We start from the raw sequence: 18,663 nt of genomic DNA, 5'->3' as shown, positions 1-18,663 counted from the left end.
CGCCACCCTCCCCACCCCTACAGGTTCCCAAGTCCGCGCCATGTGGCATCGCAGCAGAGACAAAGGGAGTTTTACCACATGCTCGATATCAGCCGCCGCACCGCTTTCGACGACGATCAGAACGCCTTCCGCGATCAGGTCCGCAAGTTCTTTGATAAACATCTCACCCCCAACCTCGAACGCTGGGAAGAAGAAGGCGTGGTCGATCGGGCCTTCTGGCTCGCCTGTGGCGAAGCGGGCCTGCTCTGCCCTACCGTGCCGGAAGAATATGGCGGCCTCGGCCTCGATTTCCGCTACAACGCCGTCATCGATGAAGAGCTCTCTTACCTCGGCTCCTCGGCGGGCATCACACTGCAGTCCGACATCGTCGCGGATTACATCGTCAACTATGGCTCGGACGAGCAAAAGGCGAAGTATCTGCCGAAGATGATCAGCGGCGAGTGCATCACCGCCATCGCCATGACGGAACCCGGCGCGGGATCGGATCTGCAAGGCGTGCGCACCACCGCCCGCCGCGACGGCAATCATTATGTGATCAACGGCTCCAAAACCTATATCACCAACGGCCAGAACGCCGATCTCGTCATCGTCGTCGCCAAGACCAACCCGGATGCCGGGGCCAAGGGCACCAGCCTGATCCTCGTCGAAGCGGGCACCCCCGGCTTTGCCAAAGGCCGCAATCTCGACAAGATCGGCCAGAACAGCGCGGACACTTCGGAACTGTTCTTCGAAGATTGCCGCGTGCCGATCACCAACTGCCTCGGCGCGGAAAATCAGGGCTTCATCTACCTGATGAGCCAGCTGCCGCAGGAGCGCCTCTCCATCGCCGTCTCCGCCATGGGCGGGGCCCAGCGCGCCTTCGATGAAGCGGTAAAATTCGTGAAGGATCGCAAGGCGTTTGGCAAAACCGTCTTCGATTTCCAGAACACCCGCTTCGTGCTGGCAGATATGAAAGCCAAGCTGCAAGTCGGCTGGGCCCACCTCGATGTCTGCCTGAAGCGCCACATCGCCGGCGAACTGGACGCCTTCGAAGGGGCCGCCGCCAAGCTCTGGCACTCAGACCTGCAATGGGAAATCTGCGACGCCAGCCTGCAACTGCACGGCGGCGCGGGCTATATGAACGAATATCCCATCGCCCGCCTCTGGCGCGACGCCCGCGTGCAACGCATCTACGGTGGCACCAACGAAATCATGAAGGAACTGATCGGCCGGTCGGTGTGAGGCGTTGGAGGCAGGGGCTCTGCCCCTGCACCCTGCAAGGGGTTTGTAACCCCTTGACCCCATAAGTTTTTGAAAAGGCCCCCGCGGCAACCGTTGGTTCGTAGCCAACGGTTGCCGCGGGGGCCTTTTCAAAAACTTCGGAGGTGCAGGAGGGTCACCCTCCTGCTGGGGGTGCAGGGGGCAAAGCCCCCTGCCTCCACCGCTCACTCGCCCGCGAGCAGGTCCCGCACGAAGCCCGCGAGGCCGCGCTGGCGTTCGCGACGCAGGCGTTCCGTTGTCAGGATGGAGCGGATTTCGTGCAGGCACTGCCCGGGATCGTCGTTGACGAGGATGTAATCATATTCGGCCCAGTGGCTGATTTCGTCGGCGGCGCGGCTCATGCGCTGGGTGATGACATCGGCGCTGTCGGAGGCGCGTTGTTTCAGCCGGGATTCCAGCTCTTCAAGGCTGGGCGGCAACAGGAAGATGGAAACCAGATCCCCGCCGGACTGGCTCTGCCGCAGTTGCTGGGTGCCTTGCCAGTCGATGTCGAAAAGGATGTCGCGGCCTTCGGTCAGCGCCTGCTCCACCGGCCCGCGCGGGGTGCCGTAACGGTTGCCGAACACGGTGGCCCATTCCAGGAATTGCCCGGTCTGCACCATGCGGTCGAAGTGGTCCTGATCGACGAACTGGTAATCCTGTCCGTCGATTTCCCCCACGCGTGGTTTGCGCGTGGTGGCAGATACAGACAGCGAAATCTGCGGGTCGGTCGCCAGCAGCCGCTTGGTCATAGTGGTTTTGCCAGCGCCGGAGGGGCTGGAAAGGACGAGCATCAGCCCGCGACGGGCACCGGGAATCGACATGACAAGCGGTTAGAACAGGTCGACGCCCGATGGAAGCAGGCTTCAGCCCAAGCCTTGATCAACTCTGCCGGATCAGTTCCACGCCGGAGAAGCTGAACCGCTGCGCTTGCCCGTTCACGAAACTGTCGAACCAGGCCCGTTCCTGCACGGCCGCCGGGCTGACGGATCGCCAGCTGCCATCGGCGTGCGGCACCATTTCGCCCATCCCGTCCATCAACAGCTTGTCGCCGCGCGCCACCACGGTGACAGAGCCGACCCACGGATCGTTGGACAGGTAGCGCCCCGCCAGCGCGACCAGCTTCGGATTGGGTGCGGGCTGCGCCGGCACGGCATCACGCCCCAGCAGCGCGCTGCCCCACCACAGCCGCTCCGCCCGGCCGGATTCGCCTTCAAAATCCAGCACATGGCGGCACAGCAATGGGTGATCGGTGACGAAACTGCGCGGCCCCGCGCCACGCAAGCGACCCGTCACGCCACCAGCCGCCACGGAAAGCTTGCCCGCGTTGTCGCTCACGGTCAGCACCAGCCCGCCCGGCCCCATCCAGCGCCCGGTGAGATTGCCCGGCTCGGCCACCGGCGGCAGCGTCTCTGCCTTTGGCGCATCCGGCAGCGCGGTTCCGGCCGCCAGCGCCCGCACCAGCATTACGCCATAGGCCGTCACCTTGCGCGGCCGATAGCCGTCCAGCCCGGTGAAGTTCACGCTGGCGAAGGCCCCGCCGCCGGTCGCCCGGTCCACCGTCAGCGCCGAGGAAAAGGTGATCATGCCGCCCGTGTGGTGCAGCACCGGCTTGCCATCGACGTCGAACCCGGCAAGGCCCATCCCATATTTCGCGGCACCGCCGAAATCGGGCGCATCGATCACCGGCGTGGTGAAACGCCGCGCGGCGGCGGCAGACAACAACGCCTGCTTGCCCCCCGTCGCGCAGGCGCCGATGAACTGCACCCATTTCGCCATGTCCGCCGGGGTGGAGGCCACGGACCCCGCCGCGCGCTCGATATCCAGCCAGCTGCCTTCCGTCAGCCGATCGCCGGGGAACCACGCCCGGTCATTCAGCAGCGGCCCATAGGCATGGGCGAAGCGCGGGCGGTCCCGCGTCAGGATCACCGGCTCAGAGGCTGCCATCCCCAGTGGGTCCATCACCAGCGCGCGGATCGCCGCCGGGAAGCTCAGCCCGCTGGCGCGCTGGATCAGCCACGCCAGCGCGTCATAGCCGCTGTTGGAATAATGGAAGCGCTCGCCCGGCGTCGTTTCGCTCCACAGCTTGCCGCCGGTTTCATGCGGGAACGGCGGCGCGTTGCCGGGAAAGCCCGCCGCATGGTTGATGATATGCGCGGTCGTCACCCGCTTGTCCGCAATCGGCATGTCCGGCGCGAACTCCAGCACCGGCCGGTCCAGATCGATCTTCCCCTGATCGGCCAGCCGCAGCAGCGCGACCGCCACGAAGCTTTTGGTGATCGAGCCGATCTGGAACAGGTGCGAAGTCGTCAGCGGCGCGCGCGTGTCCAGATTGGCGAAACCGACGGCGGCGCTGGCCACTTCCCCGGCCGCACTCCGCAAAGACAAGGTGATCGCCGGAAAGCCCCATGCGGCGATGTCGGCCTGCGCAAAGGCCACCAGCCGATCAAAGGCGGCACGAAAGGCCGGGCTTGCGCCGTCGGCCTTCACCTGCACCGGCACAGTCGCGGCAAAGGCGGGCCGCACCGCCAGCATCCCACCGGCCAGTGCCCCCCCGGCCAGCAGCTTCCGCCTTGCAATCTTCATGTTATTCAGCCCCCTGTCGTCATCGTCTCCGGGCGGACCAGCCGCCTGAACTGATCTTCGGTCACATGGCCCAGCTTCAGCCCCGCCTCCAGCAGGGTGGTGCCCTCCTTGTGCGCCAGCTTGGCGATCTCCGCCGCCCGGTCATAGCCGATCTCCGGCGCCAGCGCCGTCACCAGCATCAGCGAGCGTTCCACAAGCTCGGCGATCCGGCCGCTGTTGGCCTGCAACCCGTCCACGCAACGCTCCGCGAAACTCACCATTCCAGTCGCCAGCAGATCGATGGAGCGCAGCACATTCGCCCCGATCAGCGGCTTGAACACGTTCAGCTCCAGATGCCCCTGCATACCCCCCACCGTGGTCGCCACATGGTTGCCCATCACCTGTGCCGCCACCATCGTCAGCATCTCGCACTGGGTGGGGTTCACCTTGCCGGGCATGATCGAACTGCCCGGCTCGTTGGCGGGCAGCTCCAGCTCGCCCAGCCCGGATCGCGGGCCGGACCCAAGCAGGCGGATATCATTGGCGATCTTCGTCAGCGCCACGGCAAGGCTGTTCAGCCGCCCGGAGAAATCCACCAGCGTGTCATTGCTGGCCAGCGCCTCGAACTTGTTGGGCGCGGTTTCGAACGCCTCTCCCGTCAGAACGCTCATTTCGCGCGCAAACTCCACGCCGAACCCTTCCGGCGCGTTCAGCCCGGTGCCCACCGCGGTGCCGCCCTGCGCCAGCCGGGTCAGCGCATGCGCCACCAGCGGCTCGGTGCGCACCCGCGCCAGCTTCAACTGCGCGACATAGCCGGAAAACTCCTGCCCCAGCGTCAGCGGCGTCGCGTCCTGCAAATGCGTGCGGCCGATCTTCACGATATCGGCCCAGATCTCCGCCTTCGCCAGCAGCGCCGATTCCAGCCGCGCCAGCGCAGGGAACAGCGTCTGCCGCGCTGCCAGCACGGTGGCGACATGCAGGGCGGTCGGGAAACTGTCGTTGCTGCTCTGCCCCATGTTCACATGGTCGTTCGGGTGAACCGGGCTTTTGCCGCCGCGCCTACCGGTCAGTAGTTCGTTGGCACGGCCCGCGATCACCTCGTTCACATTCATGTTGCTCTGGGTGCCGCTGCCCGTCTGCCAGATCACCAGCGGGAACTGATCGTCCAGCGCGCCGGACGCCACTTCGGCGGCGGCGGCCTCAATCGCGTCGGCCAGCTTTGCGTCCAGCCCATGGCGGCGGTTCACCCGCGCGGCGGCCTGCTTCACCAGCGCCAGCGCATGAACGATGCCGATGGGCATGCGTTCGGATGCGGCAAAGGGGAAATTCTCTATGGAGCGCTGCGTCTGCGCGCCCCAATAGGCGCTTTCGGGCACCTCGATGGCGCCCAGACTGTCCGTCTCCGTGCGGCTCACTTCTTCCGCTTGAAGTCGAACGACACCACGTTCGAGCCGGATTCGCCTTCCACCACCACGGGCGGCGGCGGGGGTTCATCCGCAGGTTCGGGCATGTTCACCATGAACTGCAGTGCGAAATTCACCGCCGGGTCCACAAAGCCGGTGATGGCCTTGTAGGGGATGGAGAGCTTGGCTGGCACCTGATTGAACGTCAGCCCCACCTCAAAATGCTCGTCCGCCACCAGCAGATCCCAGTAACGGTGCTGCAGAACGACAGTCATTTCCTCAGGATACCGCTCCAGCAGATGCCTTGGCATATCCACGCCGGGAAAGCGGGTGCGGAAGGCGATGAAGAAATGGTGGGCACCGGGCAGACCGCCCGCGTTCGACACGTCCGTCAGCACGCGGCGCACGACCTGGCGCAGCGAATCCTGCACGATCTCATCATAGGGGATGAGGCTGTCGGGCGGTTCCTGATTCTCGGGCGGCTCGGTCACAGGCCACAAGTGGCCCCGGCGTCGGAGGGCGTCAAGGCCCGGAGGCGGCGAAGATCAGTGCGAAGCACTGACTCTCGACTCGCCGAAGGCCCGGCCGGCGGAATCGGCGATCTCTCTCGCCGATATCCGGCCGACGAGTCCGGCTTTGCCGGATTTTTTTCTTGAGCCCTCAAACGCCGGGCGCTCCGCCTGGCTTCCTCGCATAAGCTCGGGCGCGCAGTCGCGCTTGCGGCGCTGCGCGCCGAAATCACCGCAAGCCGGACTCGGCGGCTTTGCCGCCGGCCGGCCCCCACCACAAATGAAGGTTGGGGGGGTTCTGTTGCCCGGCCCCCGCGGCGGCCTCCGGCCGCCAAACATAAAGATGCAGGCGCTTCTGTTGCCCGGCGCGCCTGCGAGCCGCTGGAATCCGATTCTGTTACCGGGTTCGGCCCGAACCCTGCTCAAGCTTAATAACCAAGGGCGTTAGCCCAACAGGTTACGCAGCAATCGCAAATGCCTCGTTATCGTTGGCATTTGTAGGTTTTGAACAGTTTAACGGCGTTTTCAGGCCGGGCAAAAATACCGTCGTTCCGCACACGTCTATCCTGGTTCGGCCCCGTCAGAGGCCCCGAAAATCGGGGCTTTTGGTGGAGCCGCCGGGTACTGCCCCCGGGTCCGCTGTGAGTACTGGTACGGCATCATTCATCACCATCTCCGCCCGAAGGCGGCAGCGCCGATATAGATGTCATCAGCCGGAAATGTAAGGGCCCGAAATGGAAGGCCCGCTCAGGCCGCGATCCCCGTCAGCTTGAAATAGCGGTCGATCACCGCGTCGTTGATCGCATCCCAGTCATACGCCTGCGCCCGCACGAAGCTGGTCTCACCATGGGCGCGGCGCAGGTCCGGCCGCCGCACATAGGCCTCCAGCGCATCCGCAAACGCGCCGATATCGCCCGCCGGCAGCAACCGCCCGGAAGCCCCGTCTGCCACCAGAGAGGACGCGCCCGTCGCCCGCGCCGCCACCGGCGGCACCGCGCAGGCCATGGCTTCCAGCGTCACATTGCCGAAGGTTTCCGTCACGCTGGGGTTCAGGAACATGTCGAACCCGGCATAGGCGCGGCCCAGATCGGCCCCCGTCTGGAAGCCAAGGAAGGTGGCACCGGGCACGTCCGCCTCGAACGCCTCGCGTGCGGGCCCGTCACCCACCACCATCAGCTGATGCGGCACGCCGCGCGCGCGCAACTCGGCGATGATCGCGGCCACCACGTCCAGCCCCTTTTCCAGCACCAGCCGCCCTACGAAGCCGATCACCGCCATATCGTCGGCGATGCCCAGCCCGCGCCGCCAAGCCATGTCGCGCGCCATCGGATTGAAAATCTGCCGGTCCACCCCCCGGCTCCAGATGCGGATTTTCTCGGAATAGCCCTCCGCGCGCAGCACGTCGGCCATGCTGTCGGACGGGGCATAGATTTCCGTCAGATCGCCGTAAAAGCTTTTCAGCAGCCGCTCCACGCCGCGCCGGATGAAGCCCATCTTATAATAATCGAAATAGGTTTCGAACCTTGTGTGCACCGATGCGACCACCGGAATGCCCTGCCCCTGCCCCCATTTCTTCGCGTCATGGCCCAGCCAGTCCGGCGCGGAAAGGTGCACGATGTCGGGCTTGAATGCCTCCAGATCGGCCTTCACCGCGCGCGGCAGCCCCAGCGCCACCCGATATTCGCCACGCCCCGGAATCGGCACAGAGCGCACACCGATCAGCGTGCCCGTCGGCTCAAAGGCGGGTTCATCCACCACCGGCGCATAGACGCGCACATCCACCCCGCGCGCCATCATCCGCCCCACAAGCCGGTTCAGCGCCTGGTTCGCGCCGTCCTTCACATAATTATAGTTGCCCGAGAACAGCGCAACGCGCAGCGGCCGAGATCCGACATCCATGATCGCGCCGCTAAACCCGGACTGTGGCGCAGATACGGCAAAATCGCTCAGTTCTCGTCAACCGCCTCAAGGCCCAGTCGCCGGATCAGAATGCGCTGGTCGCCGCCATTCACCGGCTGCGCCGTCAGCGGCCGCGCCGCCACCAGTGGGCGGGCCGCATCGCCTGCCCCATTGCGAATGCTGCGCCAGTTCAGCCGGGGCAACGCGCCGCCCGCTTTCAGAACCAATTGCACGTCCAGTGATCGGCAACTGCGGCCATTGCAGATGATCCGGGCCGGCACGCCCATGGTCTTCACAGGCTCGCCCTGCACCGTCACGCCTTCGATGGCATCGCCCGCCTCAATCAGCAGATCCTGCCGGTCCGCCGTCTGGTCTTGCAGGCTGATCCGCAGCACGCGCCGCCCATCCGCCGTCTGGCCGCTGCTGATGGAAGCCCTGCCCTCGTCCGCAAGCCGGGGCGCGGGAGCCTCCCAGCTCTCACCCTTGTCCCCACCTTTGGAGAAGGCGGCGACGGCCGCCATCTCCGGCGGGACCGGCCCGTTGTCGGGAAGCCGGAAGCGCGCCACCCCATCCGCATCCTGATGCACGACAGATAAGTGCCGGGGCGAATCGAGGCTGTAAGCAGGCACCAGCAGGGCCGCCGCTGTCGCCGCCAGCATCACCGCCCCCGCCGCCGCGGGCACCAGCCAGCGGCGCGATGCGGCCACCGGCATGAAGAACAGGAAAATGAAGATGGCCAGCAGGCTGATGAACGCGGCATGTTCGGGAAACAACCCATCCTCCAGCAATCCCGCCAGCGGCAGCGCGATCAGCGCAAACAGCACCGCCCCCAGCAGCAGCAGGGGGAGCACCAGCCAGCGCAACGGCCGCCACAGCGAGGCGAGGCTCGCCGCGATCACGGGGATCAGCGGCCATGCGGAAAAGATCGCGGCGCCCGGCACGAAATAGAACGCCGCCAGCGTCAGCACCGCCAGCCAGATCCATGCGGCGGCTGCCATGCGAACGGCAGACCGCTCCCCCAGAAAGGCGATGACGGCCGCCGCCACCGCAAGGCCAGCCGCTGCACCGGCCAGCCGGATCGCCTCGGGATGCGCGGTCGCATAGGCGTCTTCCGGCCGAAGCGCGCCCACCAGCATGGCCAGCCCCATCGCAGCGCCCACACCGGCCAGCAGGGCCAGCGGCGGCACCAGAATCGAAGTCCACCGCCCTTCCGTGCGATACCGGCGAAACAACAGCACCGCCGCCACAAGCCCCAGCGCGGAGAGCAAGGCCCCTGCCCATTGCGGCATCGACACGGTCAGCAGGCGGGCGATGTCCGTGAACAGCAACTGCCGCTCCTCGCCGGCAGACGGGTGGGCGGCAAACCCCCGCACCGCCGCCAGCGCACTCGCCCCCATATGCTGCACAGACCGGCGATCCAGATGCGCCAGATCGTCCAGCGGCGTGTGATAGCGCTTGCCCCCGCCGATGATCGCATAATTGGCCGCATCCACACCCAGCGGCAGCAGCACCGTCAGATCGGTGTCGTTGGGTAGAATCTCGTAGAAATTGGTGGCCAGCGCGTTGGCAGAGGCCTTTTGCCCACCTGCGATCAGCGCCTCGATGTCATGGGAATTGGGCTTGCTGGTCTGGAACATGCTCGCGCCGCCGCTGGTGCCGCGTGCCTCCAGATTCACCACAGCCGCCACCCGGCTGCGCAACGGATCATGGGCGGCAAAAGCAGCAGCCCCCACCAGCCCGACTTCTTCGGCATCCGTCAGCATCACCAGCACCGGCTTCGCCAGCGGTCTGGCCGAAAGCAGCCCGGCCACTTCCAGCGCAATGGCCACACCGATGCCGTCATCCCCGGCACCCGGTCCGGCCGGCACCGAATCATAATGCGCCGTCAGCATCACGGCCCCAGCCCCGTCTGCCGTCCCGTCTTTGGGCGGAGTGATCCAGAACAGGATGTTGCGCGGCTTAGCGCAACTGGCGATGCCGTCCCGGATCGTGCTGCAATGAAAGCGTTCGCGGATGATGGGGTCGAAGCCAAGTGCGCGGATCTGCTCCAGCAGCCGCGCTTCCACGGCATCATTGGCATCGCTGTCGGTCGGGTGCGGGCGTTCGTCGCCCAGAATCATGGCCAGCCGGGCAACAGCGCGCTCGGCCTGAAATTCACTCTCCACATGCGCTGGTGCCATCACGCCGATCGGCCGCACCGTCCAGAGCAGCAGCAGCAGGCCCAGCAGCAACAGGCCCCACCATGACTTCACCCGATCCAACCGCGACATTCGCAACCCCTACCCGATTTTACAGCGGCCCATGGCAGCCACCACGTCAAGCATCATGGGTCTGAACTCCGTGCAATCGAAGCCGCGACGGCCGTCCGCAGCGTCGCCCACCAGAAACGGACTAAGGCGTAGTTGCGGCAAAGAAAAGGGCGCAACCATTTCCGGCAACACCCCTTCAACTCGCCCGAAGTCGGGCTTGAGCGGAAACGCTGACTCCGCGGCGGCGCGTCGCCACCACCGCAGTCGCCCGCTCCTCCCGCCTGCCATCCGCACAAATGAAAAGGGCCTCCGGCATCAGCCGGAAGCCCCTTCCATTCCCGGTTCCGCGCGGGGCCGTTCCCGGCCCCCGCAGCCCGCGATCAGGCGTCTTCGGACACGTCGCTGGCAGCGGCAATCGCCGCCTGCTGCGCGCGCAGCGCCGCGTCGCGGCTGTTCGCCGTCACCCGCAGGCGGCCCAGCGCCGCCCCGGTGCCCGCCGGGATCAGCCGGCCGACGATGACATTTTCCTTCAGGCCCTGCAGCGTGTCGGACTTGCCCTGAACAGCGGCCTCCGTCAGCACTCGCGTCGTTTCCTGGAACGATGCGGCAGAGATGAAGCTGCGCGTCTGCAGGCTGGCCTTGGTGATGCCCAGCAGCACCGGCTTGCCTTCGGCCGGGCGCTTGCCTTCCGCGATGGCCTTGGCGTTCGCCTCGTCCATCTCGTCCCGGTCAACCTGCTCGCCCTTCAGCAGCGTGGTGTCGCCGTCGTCGGTGATTTCCACCTTCTGCAGCATCTGGCGCACGATCACTTCGATATGCTTATCGTTGATCTTAACACCTTGCAGACGATAGACTTCCTGGATTTCCGAGCAGAGATACTCGGCCAGCTTCTCCACGCCCAGCACGTCCAGGATGTCGTGCGGGTTCGCCGGGCCGTCCACGATATAGTCGCCCTTGCGCACAAGGTCGCCTTCCTGAACGGACATATGCTTGCCCTTGGGCAGCAGATAGACGATCGGCTCCGCACCTTCCTCTTCGGGGTGCAGTTCCACGCGGCGCTTGGCCTTATAGTCCTTGCCGAACACCACGCGCCCGTCGACCTTGGCGATGATGCCATTGTCCTTCGGGATGCGCGCTTCAAACAGCTCGGCCACCCGCGGCAGACCGCCGGTGATGTCGCGCGTCTTGGCGGCTTCACGCGGCATCCGCGCCAGCACGTCGCCCGCTTCCACCCGCTGGCCATCGGCCACCGAGAGAATGGCACCCACCGGCAGCAGGAAGCGGCCGGCTTCGCCCGAGCCTTCGTCCAGCAGCGTCATGCGCGGGCGAAGATCGTCCTTGGCCTTGGAAGCCTTCCATTCGGAAACGACCTTCTGCGCAATGCCGGTGGCATCGTCGGTTTCTTCGCGAAGCGTCTGGTTTTCCACCAGATCCTGATACTTCACCACACCCGACTTGTCGGTGATGATGGGGCGCGTGTACGGATCCCAATCCGCCAGACGCTGGCCCTTCTTCACCGCCGCGCCGTCGGCGACAGACAGCATCGCCCCGAACACGATCTTGTGCACCGAACGCTCGCGGCCTTCGGCATCAACGATCACGATCTCGCCACCCGTCGGCGCCATGCCGATGGTGCGGCCACGGCTGTCCTTGATGGTCGGCAGGTTGCGATACAGCACCTTGCCGTCCACCGGGCTGTCGTGGCTGGATTGCTCGCTCACCTGCGCCGCGCCGCCGATGTGGAAGGTCCGCATCGTCAGCTGGGTGCCGGGTTCGCCGATGGATTGCGCCGCGATCACGCCAACCGCTTCGCCGATGTTCACCGGCGTGCCGCGGGCCAGATCCCGGCCATAGCAGCGGCCGCAAACGCCCTGCTTGGCTTCGCACACCAGCGGAGAACGGATCTTCACTTCCGCGATGCCGGCGTCCTCGATGCGCTTCACATCCTTTTCATCCAGCAGCGCGTCGCGGGCGAACAGCACTTCGCCCGTCTTCGGGTCGATGATGTCGTCGCACACGGTGCGGCCCAGAATGCGCTCGGCCAGCGTCACGATCACCGAGCCGCCTTCGACGATGGTCTTCATCAGCAGGCCGCGCGACGTCTCGCAATCGTCTTCCAGCACCACGCAATCCTGCGACACGTCCACCAGACGGCGGGTCAGATACCCCGAGTTCGCCGTCTTCAGAGCCGTATCGGCCAGACCCTTCCGGGCGCCGTGCGTGGAGTTGAAATATTCAAGAACGGTCAGACCTTCCTTGAAGTTCGAGATGATCGGCGTTTCGATGATCTCGCCCGAAGGCTTGGCCATCAGGCCGCGCATCCCCGCGAGCTGCTTCATCTGCGCCTGAGACCCCCGCGCGCCCGAGTGGGCCATCATATACACGGAGTTGATCGAGCGCTGCTGCCCGGTCACCTTATCGATGGGCGTCGCCGAGATTTCCTTCATCATCTCGGCAGCCACCTCGTCACCGCAGCGCGCCCAGGCGTCCACCACCTTGTTGTACTTCTCGCCCTGCGTGATCAGGCCGTCCTGATACTGCTGCTCGAAGTCCTTGGCCTGCTCGCGGGTCCGCTCCACCAGCGTTTCCTTGGTGGCGGGAATCACCATGTCGTCCTTGCCGAAGGAAATCCCGGCCTGGCAGGCGTGGCGGAAGCCCAGCCCCATGATGGCGTCGGCGAACAGCACCGTCTCTTTCTGGCCGGTGTGACGATAGACTTCGTCGATCACGTCGCCGATGTCCTTCTTCGTCAGCAGGCGGTTCACCGTGGCGAAGGGCACCTTGTGGCTCTTCGGCAGGCATTCCGCGATCAGCATCCGGCCCGGAGTCGTCACGAAGCGCTTCAGATGCGTCGCGCCCGCTTCATCGGTTTGCGGCACGCGCGCTTCGATGCGGGTGTGCAGCGTCACCACCTTCGCCGTCAGCGCGGCATGCACTTCAGAGATGTCGCCGAACAGCGGCAGCTTCTCGCGCTTGGTGCCATCGGGCAGTTCGATATACTCAGGCGTCTTTTCCTGCCGCTCCATGGAGAGATAGTAGATGCCCAGCACCATATCCTGCGACGGCACGATGATCGGCTTGCCGTTCGACGGGCTGAGGATGTTGTTGGTGGACATCATCAAAACCCGCGCTTCCAGCTGCGCCTCAAGGCTCAGCGGAACGTGCACGGCCATCTGGTCGCCATCGAAGTCGGCGTTGAAGGCCGAGCAGACCAGCGGGTGCAGCTGGATCGCCTTGCCCTCGATCAGAACCGGCTCGAACGCCTGAATGCCAAGGCGGTGCAGCGTCGGCGCCCGGTTCAGCATCACAGGATGCTCGCGGATCACCTCGTCAAGGATGTCCCAGACTTCCTTGCGTTCCTTTTCGACATACTTCTTGGCCTGCTTCAGGGTCATGGACAGACCCTTGGCATCCAGCCGGGCGTAGATGAACGGCTTGAACAGCTCCAGCGCCATCTTCTTCGGCAGGCCGCACTGGTGCAGCTTCAGTTCCGGCCCGGTCACGATCACCGAACGGCCGGAATAGTCGACGCGCTTGCCCAGCAGGTTCTGCCGGAAGCGGCCCTGCTTGCCCTTCAGCATGTCGGACAGGCTCTTCAGCGGGCGCTTGTTCGCACCGGTGATGGTGCGGCCACGGCGGCCGTTGTCGAACAGCGCGTCCACAGCTTCCTGCAGCATGCGCTTTTCGTTGCGGACGATGATGTCCGGCGCGCGCAGCTCGATCAGCCGCTTCAGACGGTTGTTCCGGTTGATGACGCGGCGATACAAGTCGTTCAGGTCAGACGTCGCGAAGCGGCCGCCATCCAGCGGCACCAGCGGGCGCAGTTCCGGCGGGATCACCGGGATCACCGTCAGGATCATCCACTCCGGCCGGTTGCCCGATTCCAGGAAGGATTCCACGATCTTCAGGCGCTTGATGATCTTCTTCGGCTTCAGCTCCGACTTGGTCGTCGCCAGCTCCTCAAGCAGCTCTTCCTTCTCGGTCGCGAGGTCCAGCTCCATCAGCAGTTCGCGGATCGCTTCCGCACCGATGCCGGCGCGGAAGGCTTCCTCGCCATACTGGTCCTGCGCTTCCAGATACTCATCTTCGTTCAGAAGCTGGAACTTCTTGAGCGGGGTCATCCCCGGCTCGGTGACGATGTACATTTCGAAGTAAAGGACGCGCTCCAGATCCTTCAGCGTCATGTCCAGCAGCATGCCGATGCGGCTGGGAAGCGACTTCAGGAACCAGATGTGGGCAACCGGGGCCGCCAGTTCGATATGGCCCATCCGTTCCCGGCGGACCTTCGAAACCGTCACTTCAACGCCGCACTTTTCGCAGACGATGCCCTTGTACTTCATGCGCTTGTACTTGCCGCACAGGCATTCGTAATCCTTGATCGGGCCAAAGATCCGCGCGCAGAACAGGCCGTCACGCTCGGGCTTGAACGTGCGGTAGTTGATGGTTTCGGGCTTCTTGATCTCCCCGAAAGACCAGCTGCGGATCTTGTCGGGCGACGCGATCGAGATCTGGATCTGATCGAACGTCTCCGGCTTGGCGGCCGGAGAGAAAGCGTTGGGAACCAGTTCGTTCATAACTTCTCCTCACCCCCTCGAAGGGGGTTGATCAGATTCAGATGTTCAGGCGTCCGCGTCGGCGTCGGTTGCCTTCAGCTCGACGTTCAGGCCGAGCGAGCGCATTTCCTTCACCAGCACGTTGAAGCTTTCGGGAATGCCGGCCTCGAAGGTGTCGTCACCCTTGACGATCGCTTCATAGACCTTGGTGCGGCCGACGACATCGTCGGACTTCACCGTCAGCATTTCCTGCAGCGTATAGGCCGCGCCATAGGCTTGCAGCGCCCACACTTCCATTTCCCCGAAGCGCTGGCCACCGAACTGCGCCTTACCGCCCAGCGGCTGCTGGGTGACGAGGCTGTACGGCCCGATGGACCGCGCGTGGATCTTGTCGTCGACCAAGTGGTGCAGCTTCAGCATATAGATGTAGCCAACCGTCACCTTGCGGTCGAACGCCTCGCCCGTCCGCCCGTCGAACAGCTCGACCTGCCCCGAGCTGTTCAGCCCGGCCAGTTCCAGCATGTGCGACACATCGGCTTCCTTGGCGCCGTCGAACACCGGGGTGCCCATCGGAACGCCCGGGGTCAGGCTGTCCGCGAACTTCATCAGGTCTTCGTCGGTCATCGCCGCCACATTGGCCTGCTCGCCGTAAACGGCGTCCAGATTCGTCCGCAGCGTCGCGATGTTGCCGTTCGCATTGGCGACGGCCGCCTCGTTCTTCGAACGGATATCCTCCAGCAGCCCGGCCACCTGACGGCCAAGGCCGCGCGCGGCCCAGCCAAGGTGGGTTTCAAAGATCTGCCCCACGTTCATCCGCGACGGCACACCCAGCGGGTTCAGCACGAGGTCAACGGCGGTGCCGTCTTCCAGGAACGGCATGTCTTCCGACGGCAGGATGCGGGAGATAACCCCCTTGTTGCCATGGCGGCCGGCCATCTTGTCGCCCGGCTGCAGCTTGCGCTTCACCGCGACGAACACCTTCACCATCTTCAGCACGCCCGGCGGCAGTTCGTCACCGCGCTGCAGCTTGTCCTTCCGGTCTTCCAGACGCTCGGCGATGGACTTCATCGCTTCGTCATACTGGGCGCGGCTGGCTTCCAGATTGGCCTGCGCATTGTCGTCGGCCACGCCGAACTTCCACCATTCGCGCTTGGGATTTTCATCCAGCAGCGCCTGGTCGATCTCCGCGCCCTTCTTCACGCCCTTCGGCCCGGTCACCACCGTCTGCCCCAGCAGCATGTCGCGCAGGTGGGCATAGGTCGCGCGGTCCAGAATGCCGCGTTCGTCCGCCGCGTCCTTTTCCAGCCGGTCGATTTCCTCGCGCTCGATCGCCAGCGCGCGCTCGTCCTTGTCGATGCCGTGGCGGTTGAACACCCGCACTTCGACGATGGTGCCCGCCACGCCCGGCGGCAGCCGCAGCGAGGTGTCGCGCACATCGCTCGCCTTTTCCCCGAAGATGGCGCGCAGCAGCTTTTCTTCCGGTGTCATCGGGCTTTCGCCCTTGGGCGTGATCTTGCCCACCAGAATATCGCCCGGCTCCACTTCGGCACCGATGTAAACGATGCCCGCTTCGTCGAGGTTGCGCAGCGCTTCCTCGCCCACGTTCGGGATGTCGCGGGTGATGTCTTCCGGCCCAAGCTTGGTGTCGCGGGCCATCACTTCGAATTCCTCGATGTGGATCGATGTGAAGATGTCCTCGCGCACGATGCGCTCGTTGATGAGGATGGAATCCTCATAATTGTAGCCGTTCCACGGCATGAACGCGACGAGCGCGTTCCGGCCCAGCGCCAGCTCGCCATATTGGGTGCTGGGGCCGTCGCAGATGATGTCGCCCTTGGCCACCACATCGCCCACCTTCACCAGCGGGCGCTGGTTGATGCAGGTGTTCTGGTTGGAGCGCTGGAACTTCATCAGCGTGTAGATGTCCACCATGGTCTTGCCCGGCTCGACCTCTTCGGTCGCGCGGATCACGATCCGCCCGGCGTCCACCTGATCGACGATCCCGGCTCGGCGGGCGGCGATGGCGGCACCGGAATCCCGTGCCACCGTTTCTTCCATGCCGGTGCCCACGAACGGCGCTTCCGCCTTCACCAGCGGCACGGCCTGCCGCTGCATGTTGGAGCCCATCAGCGCGCGGTTGGCGTCATCATTCTCAAGGAACGGAATCAGCGACGCCGCGACAGACACCAGCTGCTTCGGGCTGACGTCCATCAGCGTGATCTGTTCACGCGGCGCGATCAGGAATTCGCCCGCTTCACGGGCAGACACCAGATCTTCCACGATGCGGCCGTCCGCATCCAGTTCCACGTTGGCCTGACCGATGGTGTGGCGCGCTTCTTCCATGGCCGAGAGGTAGATCACCTCGTCGGTCACCTTCGAATCCACCACCTTGCGGTAAGGCGTTTCGATGAAGCCGTACTTGTTCACCCGGCTGAAGGTCGCAAGGCTGTTGATCAGGCCGATGTTCGCCCTTCGGGCGTTTCAATCGGGCAGATTCGGCCATAGTGGGTCGGGTGAACGTCGCGGACTTCGAAGCCCGCGCGCTCCCGCGTCAGACCGCCCGGCCCAAGCGCCGACACGCGACGCTTGTGCGTCACTTCAGACAGCGGGTTGGTCTGGTCCATGAACTGCGACAGCTGGCTGGAGCCGAAGAATTCGCGCACCGCCGCCACCGCAGGCTTTGCGTTGATCAGGTCGTTCGGCATCACGGTGGAGATGTCGACAGACGACATCCGCTCCTTCACCGCCCGCTCCATCCGCAGCAGGCCGACGCGATAGCTGTTCTCCAGCAGTTCGCCCACCGAACGCACCCGGCGGTTGCCGAGGTTGTCGATGTCGTCGATTTCGCCCTTGCCGTCCTTCAGTTCGACGAGCGTCTTCACCACCGCGAGGATATCCTCGTTGCGCAGCGTCGTCAGATCGTCCGGCGCGTCGAGGCCAAGGCGCATGTTCATCTTCACCCGGCCCACGGCCGAGAGGTCATAGCGCTCGGGGTCGAAGAACAGCCCGGCGAACAGCGCTTCGGCGGTTTCGCGCGTCGGCGGCTCGCCGGGGCGCATCACCCGATAGATGTCGGCCAGCGCCTGATCCCGCTCTTCGGCCTTGTCGGCCATCAGCGTGTTGCGGATCCACGGCCCCACATTCACGCCGTCGATGTCCAGCACGTCCACATGGGCGAAACCGGCGTCGGTCAGCTTGTCCAGATGCTCCTGCGTGATCTCGTCACCGGCTTCCACGTAAATGGCACCGGTCTTTTCGTTGATCAGGTCGAACGCGGAGTAACGGCCCAGAATCTCGTCGGCGGGCACCAGCAGCGTGGTCACACCTTCATTCTGCGCCTTCTTGGCGGCACGCGGCGTGATCTTCTCGCCATCCTTGAACAGCACTTCGCCGGTGTCGGCGTTCAGCACGTCATAGGTCGGCTTCTGGCCACGCCATTGCTCCACCACGAACGGCATGCGCCAGCCGTTCAGCTTGGTGTCGCGCTCCCAGCGGACGGTGCCATAGAAATGGTTGAGGATTTCCTCGCCGTTCAGCCCCAGCGCATAGAGCAGCGCCGTCACCGGCAGCTTGCGCTTGCGGTCGATCCGGACGTTCACAATGTCCTTGGCGTCGAATTCAAAGTCCAGCCACGAACCGCGATAGGGGATCACCCGCGCGGCGAACAGGAACTTGCCGGAGGAATGCGTCTTGCCCCGGTCATGATCGAAGAACACGCCCGGAGACCGGTGCATCTGGCTCACGATCACCCGCTCGGTGCCGTTGACGATGAAGGTGCCGTTCTCCGTCATGAGCGGCATGTCGCCCATGTAGACGTCCTGCTCCTTGATATCGATAACGGAGCGGGTGCCGGTGTCGGCATCCACTTCGAACACGATCAGGCGCAGCGTCACCCGCATCGGCGCGGCATAGGTCATGCCCCGCTGGCGGCACTCTTCCTTGTCGTACTTCGGGTCTTCCAGCTCGTAATTCACGAAGTCCAGCTCGGCGGTGCCGGCGAAATCGCGGATCGGGAACACGCTGCGCAGCGTCTTTTCGAGGCCGGAAACATAGCCGATTTCAGGCCGGGAGCGCAGGAACTGCTCATAGCTTTCGCGCTGAACCTCGATCAGGTTCGGCATCTGCACCGCTTCGGCGATGTTGCCGAAGATTTTGCGGATGCGGCGGGTGGCACGGAAGCGATTCGCTTGGGCAGTACGGGCGGGTTCAACGGCCTTGGTTGCCATGTGGCGCTGGTCCTTCGGTC

General features: G+C 64.7%; 10 protein-coding genes and 1 other RNA gene. 1 reads left to right on the top strand and 10 read right to left on the bottom strand.

What is annotated here, in order from left to right; genetic code table 11:
- The first annotated feature begins 78 nt into the window (after positions 1-78).
- Entirely contained in the window at positions 79-1,221 is a 1,143-nt protein-coding gene (locus tag FJQ54_RS01865; protein ID WP_140926596.1) for an acyl-CoA dehydrogenase family protein, read from the top strand.
- A 203-nt stretch (positions 1,222-1,424) separates the two neighbouring features.
- Here FJQ54_RS01865 and gmk read toward each other — a convergent pair whose 3' ends face one another.
- The 10 genes from gmk to FJQ54_RS18055 all read right to left on the bottom strand — a co-directional run bounded on the left by gmk (position 1,425) and on the right by FJQ54_RS18055 (position 18,643).
- Positions 1,425-2,063 (bottom strand): guanylate kinase, encoded by a 639-nt coding sequence (gmk, locus tag FJQ54_RS01860; RefSeq protein WP_140926594.1) that lies wholly within the window; start codon positions 2,061-2,063, stop codon positions 1,425-1,427.
- Positions 2,064-2,121: 58 nt separating this feature from the next.
- Positions 2,122-3,825 (bottom strand): serine hydrolase domain-containing protein, encoded by a 1,704-nt coding sequence (locus FJQ54_RS01855; protein ID WP_140926592.1) that lies wholly within the window; start codon positions 3,823-3,825, stop codon positions 2,122-2,124.
- Between the two features lie 5 nt (positions 3,826-3,830).
- A complete protein-coding gene (fumC, locus tag FJQ54_RS01850; protein ID WP_140926590.1) occupies positions 3,831-5,219 on the bottom strand; it encodes a class II fumarate hydratase in 1,389 nt (462 codons plus the stop codon).
- Positions 5,216-5,698: an SspB family protein gene (locus tag FJQ54_RS01845; protein WP_140926588.1), complete on the bottom strand. Its 483-nt coding sequence runs from the start codon at positions 5,696-5,698 to the stop codon at positions 5,216-5,218. Before FJQ54_RS01845 ends, fumC begins: the two co-directional genes overlap by 4 nt.
- 401 nt (positions 5,699-6,099) lie before the next feature.
- Positions 6,100-6,445, bottom strand: a transfer-messenger RNA (tmRNA) gene (ssrA, locus tag FJQ54_RS01840).
- A gap of 18 nt (positions 6,446-6,463) precedes the next feature.
- A complete protein-coding gene (locus FJQ54_RS01835) occupies positions 6,464-7,615 on the bottom strand; it encodes a glycosyltransferase family 4 protein (RefSeq protein ID WP_140926587.1) in 1,152 nt (383 codons plus the stop codon).
- 47 nt (positions 7,616-7,662) lie between these two features.
- Positions 7,663-9,885, bottom strand: a complete 2,223-nt coding sequence (locus tag FJQ54_RS01830) for a M28 family peptidase (protein ID WP_140926585.1) — start codon at positions 9,883-9,885, stop codon at positions 7,663-7,665.
- 359 nt (positions 9,886-10,244) lie between these two features.
- Positions 10,245-14,438 carry a DNA-directed RNA polymerase subunit beta' gene (gene rpoC, locus FJQ54_RS01825; protein ID WP_140926583.1) on the bottom strand — a complete coding sequence of 1,398 codons (4,194 nt, stop codon included), beginning with the start codon at positions 14,436-14,438 and terminating at the stop codon, positions 10,245-10,247.
- A 45-nt stretch (positions 14,439-14,483) separates the two neighbouring features.
- On the bottom strand, positions 14,484-16,844 hold the full coding sequence (gene rpoB / locus FJQ54_RS18060; protein WP_408006009.1) for a DNA-directed RNA polymerase subunit beta: 2,361 nt from the start codon (positions 16,842-16,844) through the stop codon (positions 14,484-14,486).
- A 26-nt stretch (positions 16,845-16,870) separates the two neighbouring features.
- A complete protein-coding gene (locus tag FJQ54_RS18055; protein WP_408006008.1) occupies positions 16,871-18,643 on the bottom strand; it encodes a hypothetical protein in 1,773 nt (590 codons plus the stop codon).
- Positions 18,644-18,663 lie beyond the last annotated feature (20 nt).

The organism is Sandaracinobacter neustonicus, from assembly GCF_006385875.1.
In the GTDB taxonomy this organism is placed as follows: Bacteria; Pseudomonadota; Alphaproteobacteria; order Sphingomonadales; family Sphingomonadaceae; genus Sandaracinobacteroides; species Sandaracinobacteroides neustonicus.
This window is presented reverse-complemented; position numbering and strand designations above follow the sequence as displayed.

Excerpts from the sequence above, each read along its gene's own strand:
- FJQ54_RS18055 (WP_408006008.1), bottom strand. The coding sequence starts at position 18,643 with ATGGCAACCAAGGCCGTTGAACCCGCCCGTACTGCCCAAGCGAATCGC.
- FJQ54_RS01830 (WP_140926585.1), bottom strand. The coding sequence starts at position 9,885 with ATGTCGCGGTTGGATCGGGTGAAGTCATGGTGGGGCCTGTTGCTGCTG.
- FJQ54_RS01865 (WP_140926596.1), top strand. The coding sequence starts at position 79 with ATGCTCGATATCAGCCGCCGCACCGCTTTCGACGACGATCAGAACGCC.
- gmk (WP_140926594.1), bottom strand. The coding sequence starts at position 2,063 with ATGTCGATTCCCGGTGCCCGTCGCGGGCTGATGCTCGTCCTTTCCAGC.
- rpoC (WP_140926583.1), bottom strand. The coding sequence starts at position 14,438 with ATGAACGAACTGGTTCCCAACGCTTTCTCTCCGGCCGCCAAGCCGGAG.
- FJQ54_RS01835 (WP_140926587.1), bottom strand. The coding sequence starts at position 7,615 with ATGGATGTCGGATCTCGGCCGCTGCGCGTTGCGCTGTTCTCGGGCAAC.
- FJQ54_RS01855 (WP_140926592.1), bottom strand. The coding sequence starts at position 3,825 with ATGAAGATTGCAAGGCGGAAGCTGCTGGCCGGGGGGGCACTGGCCGGT.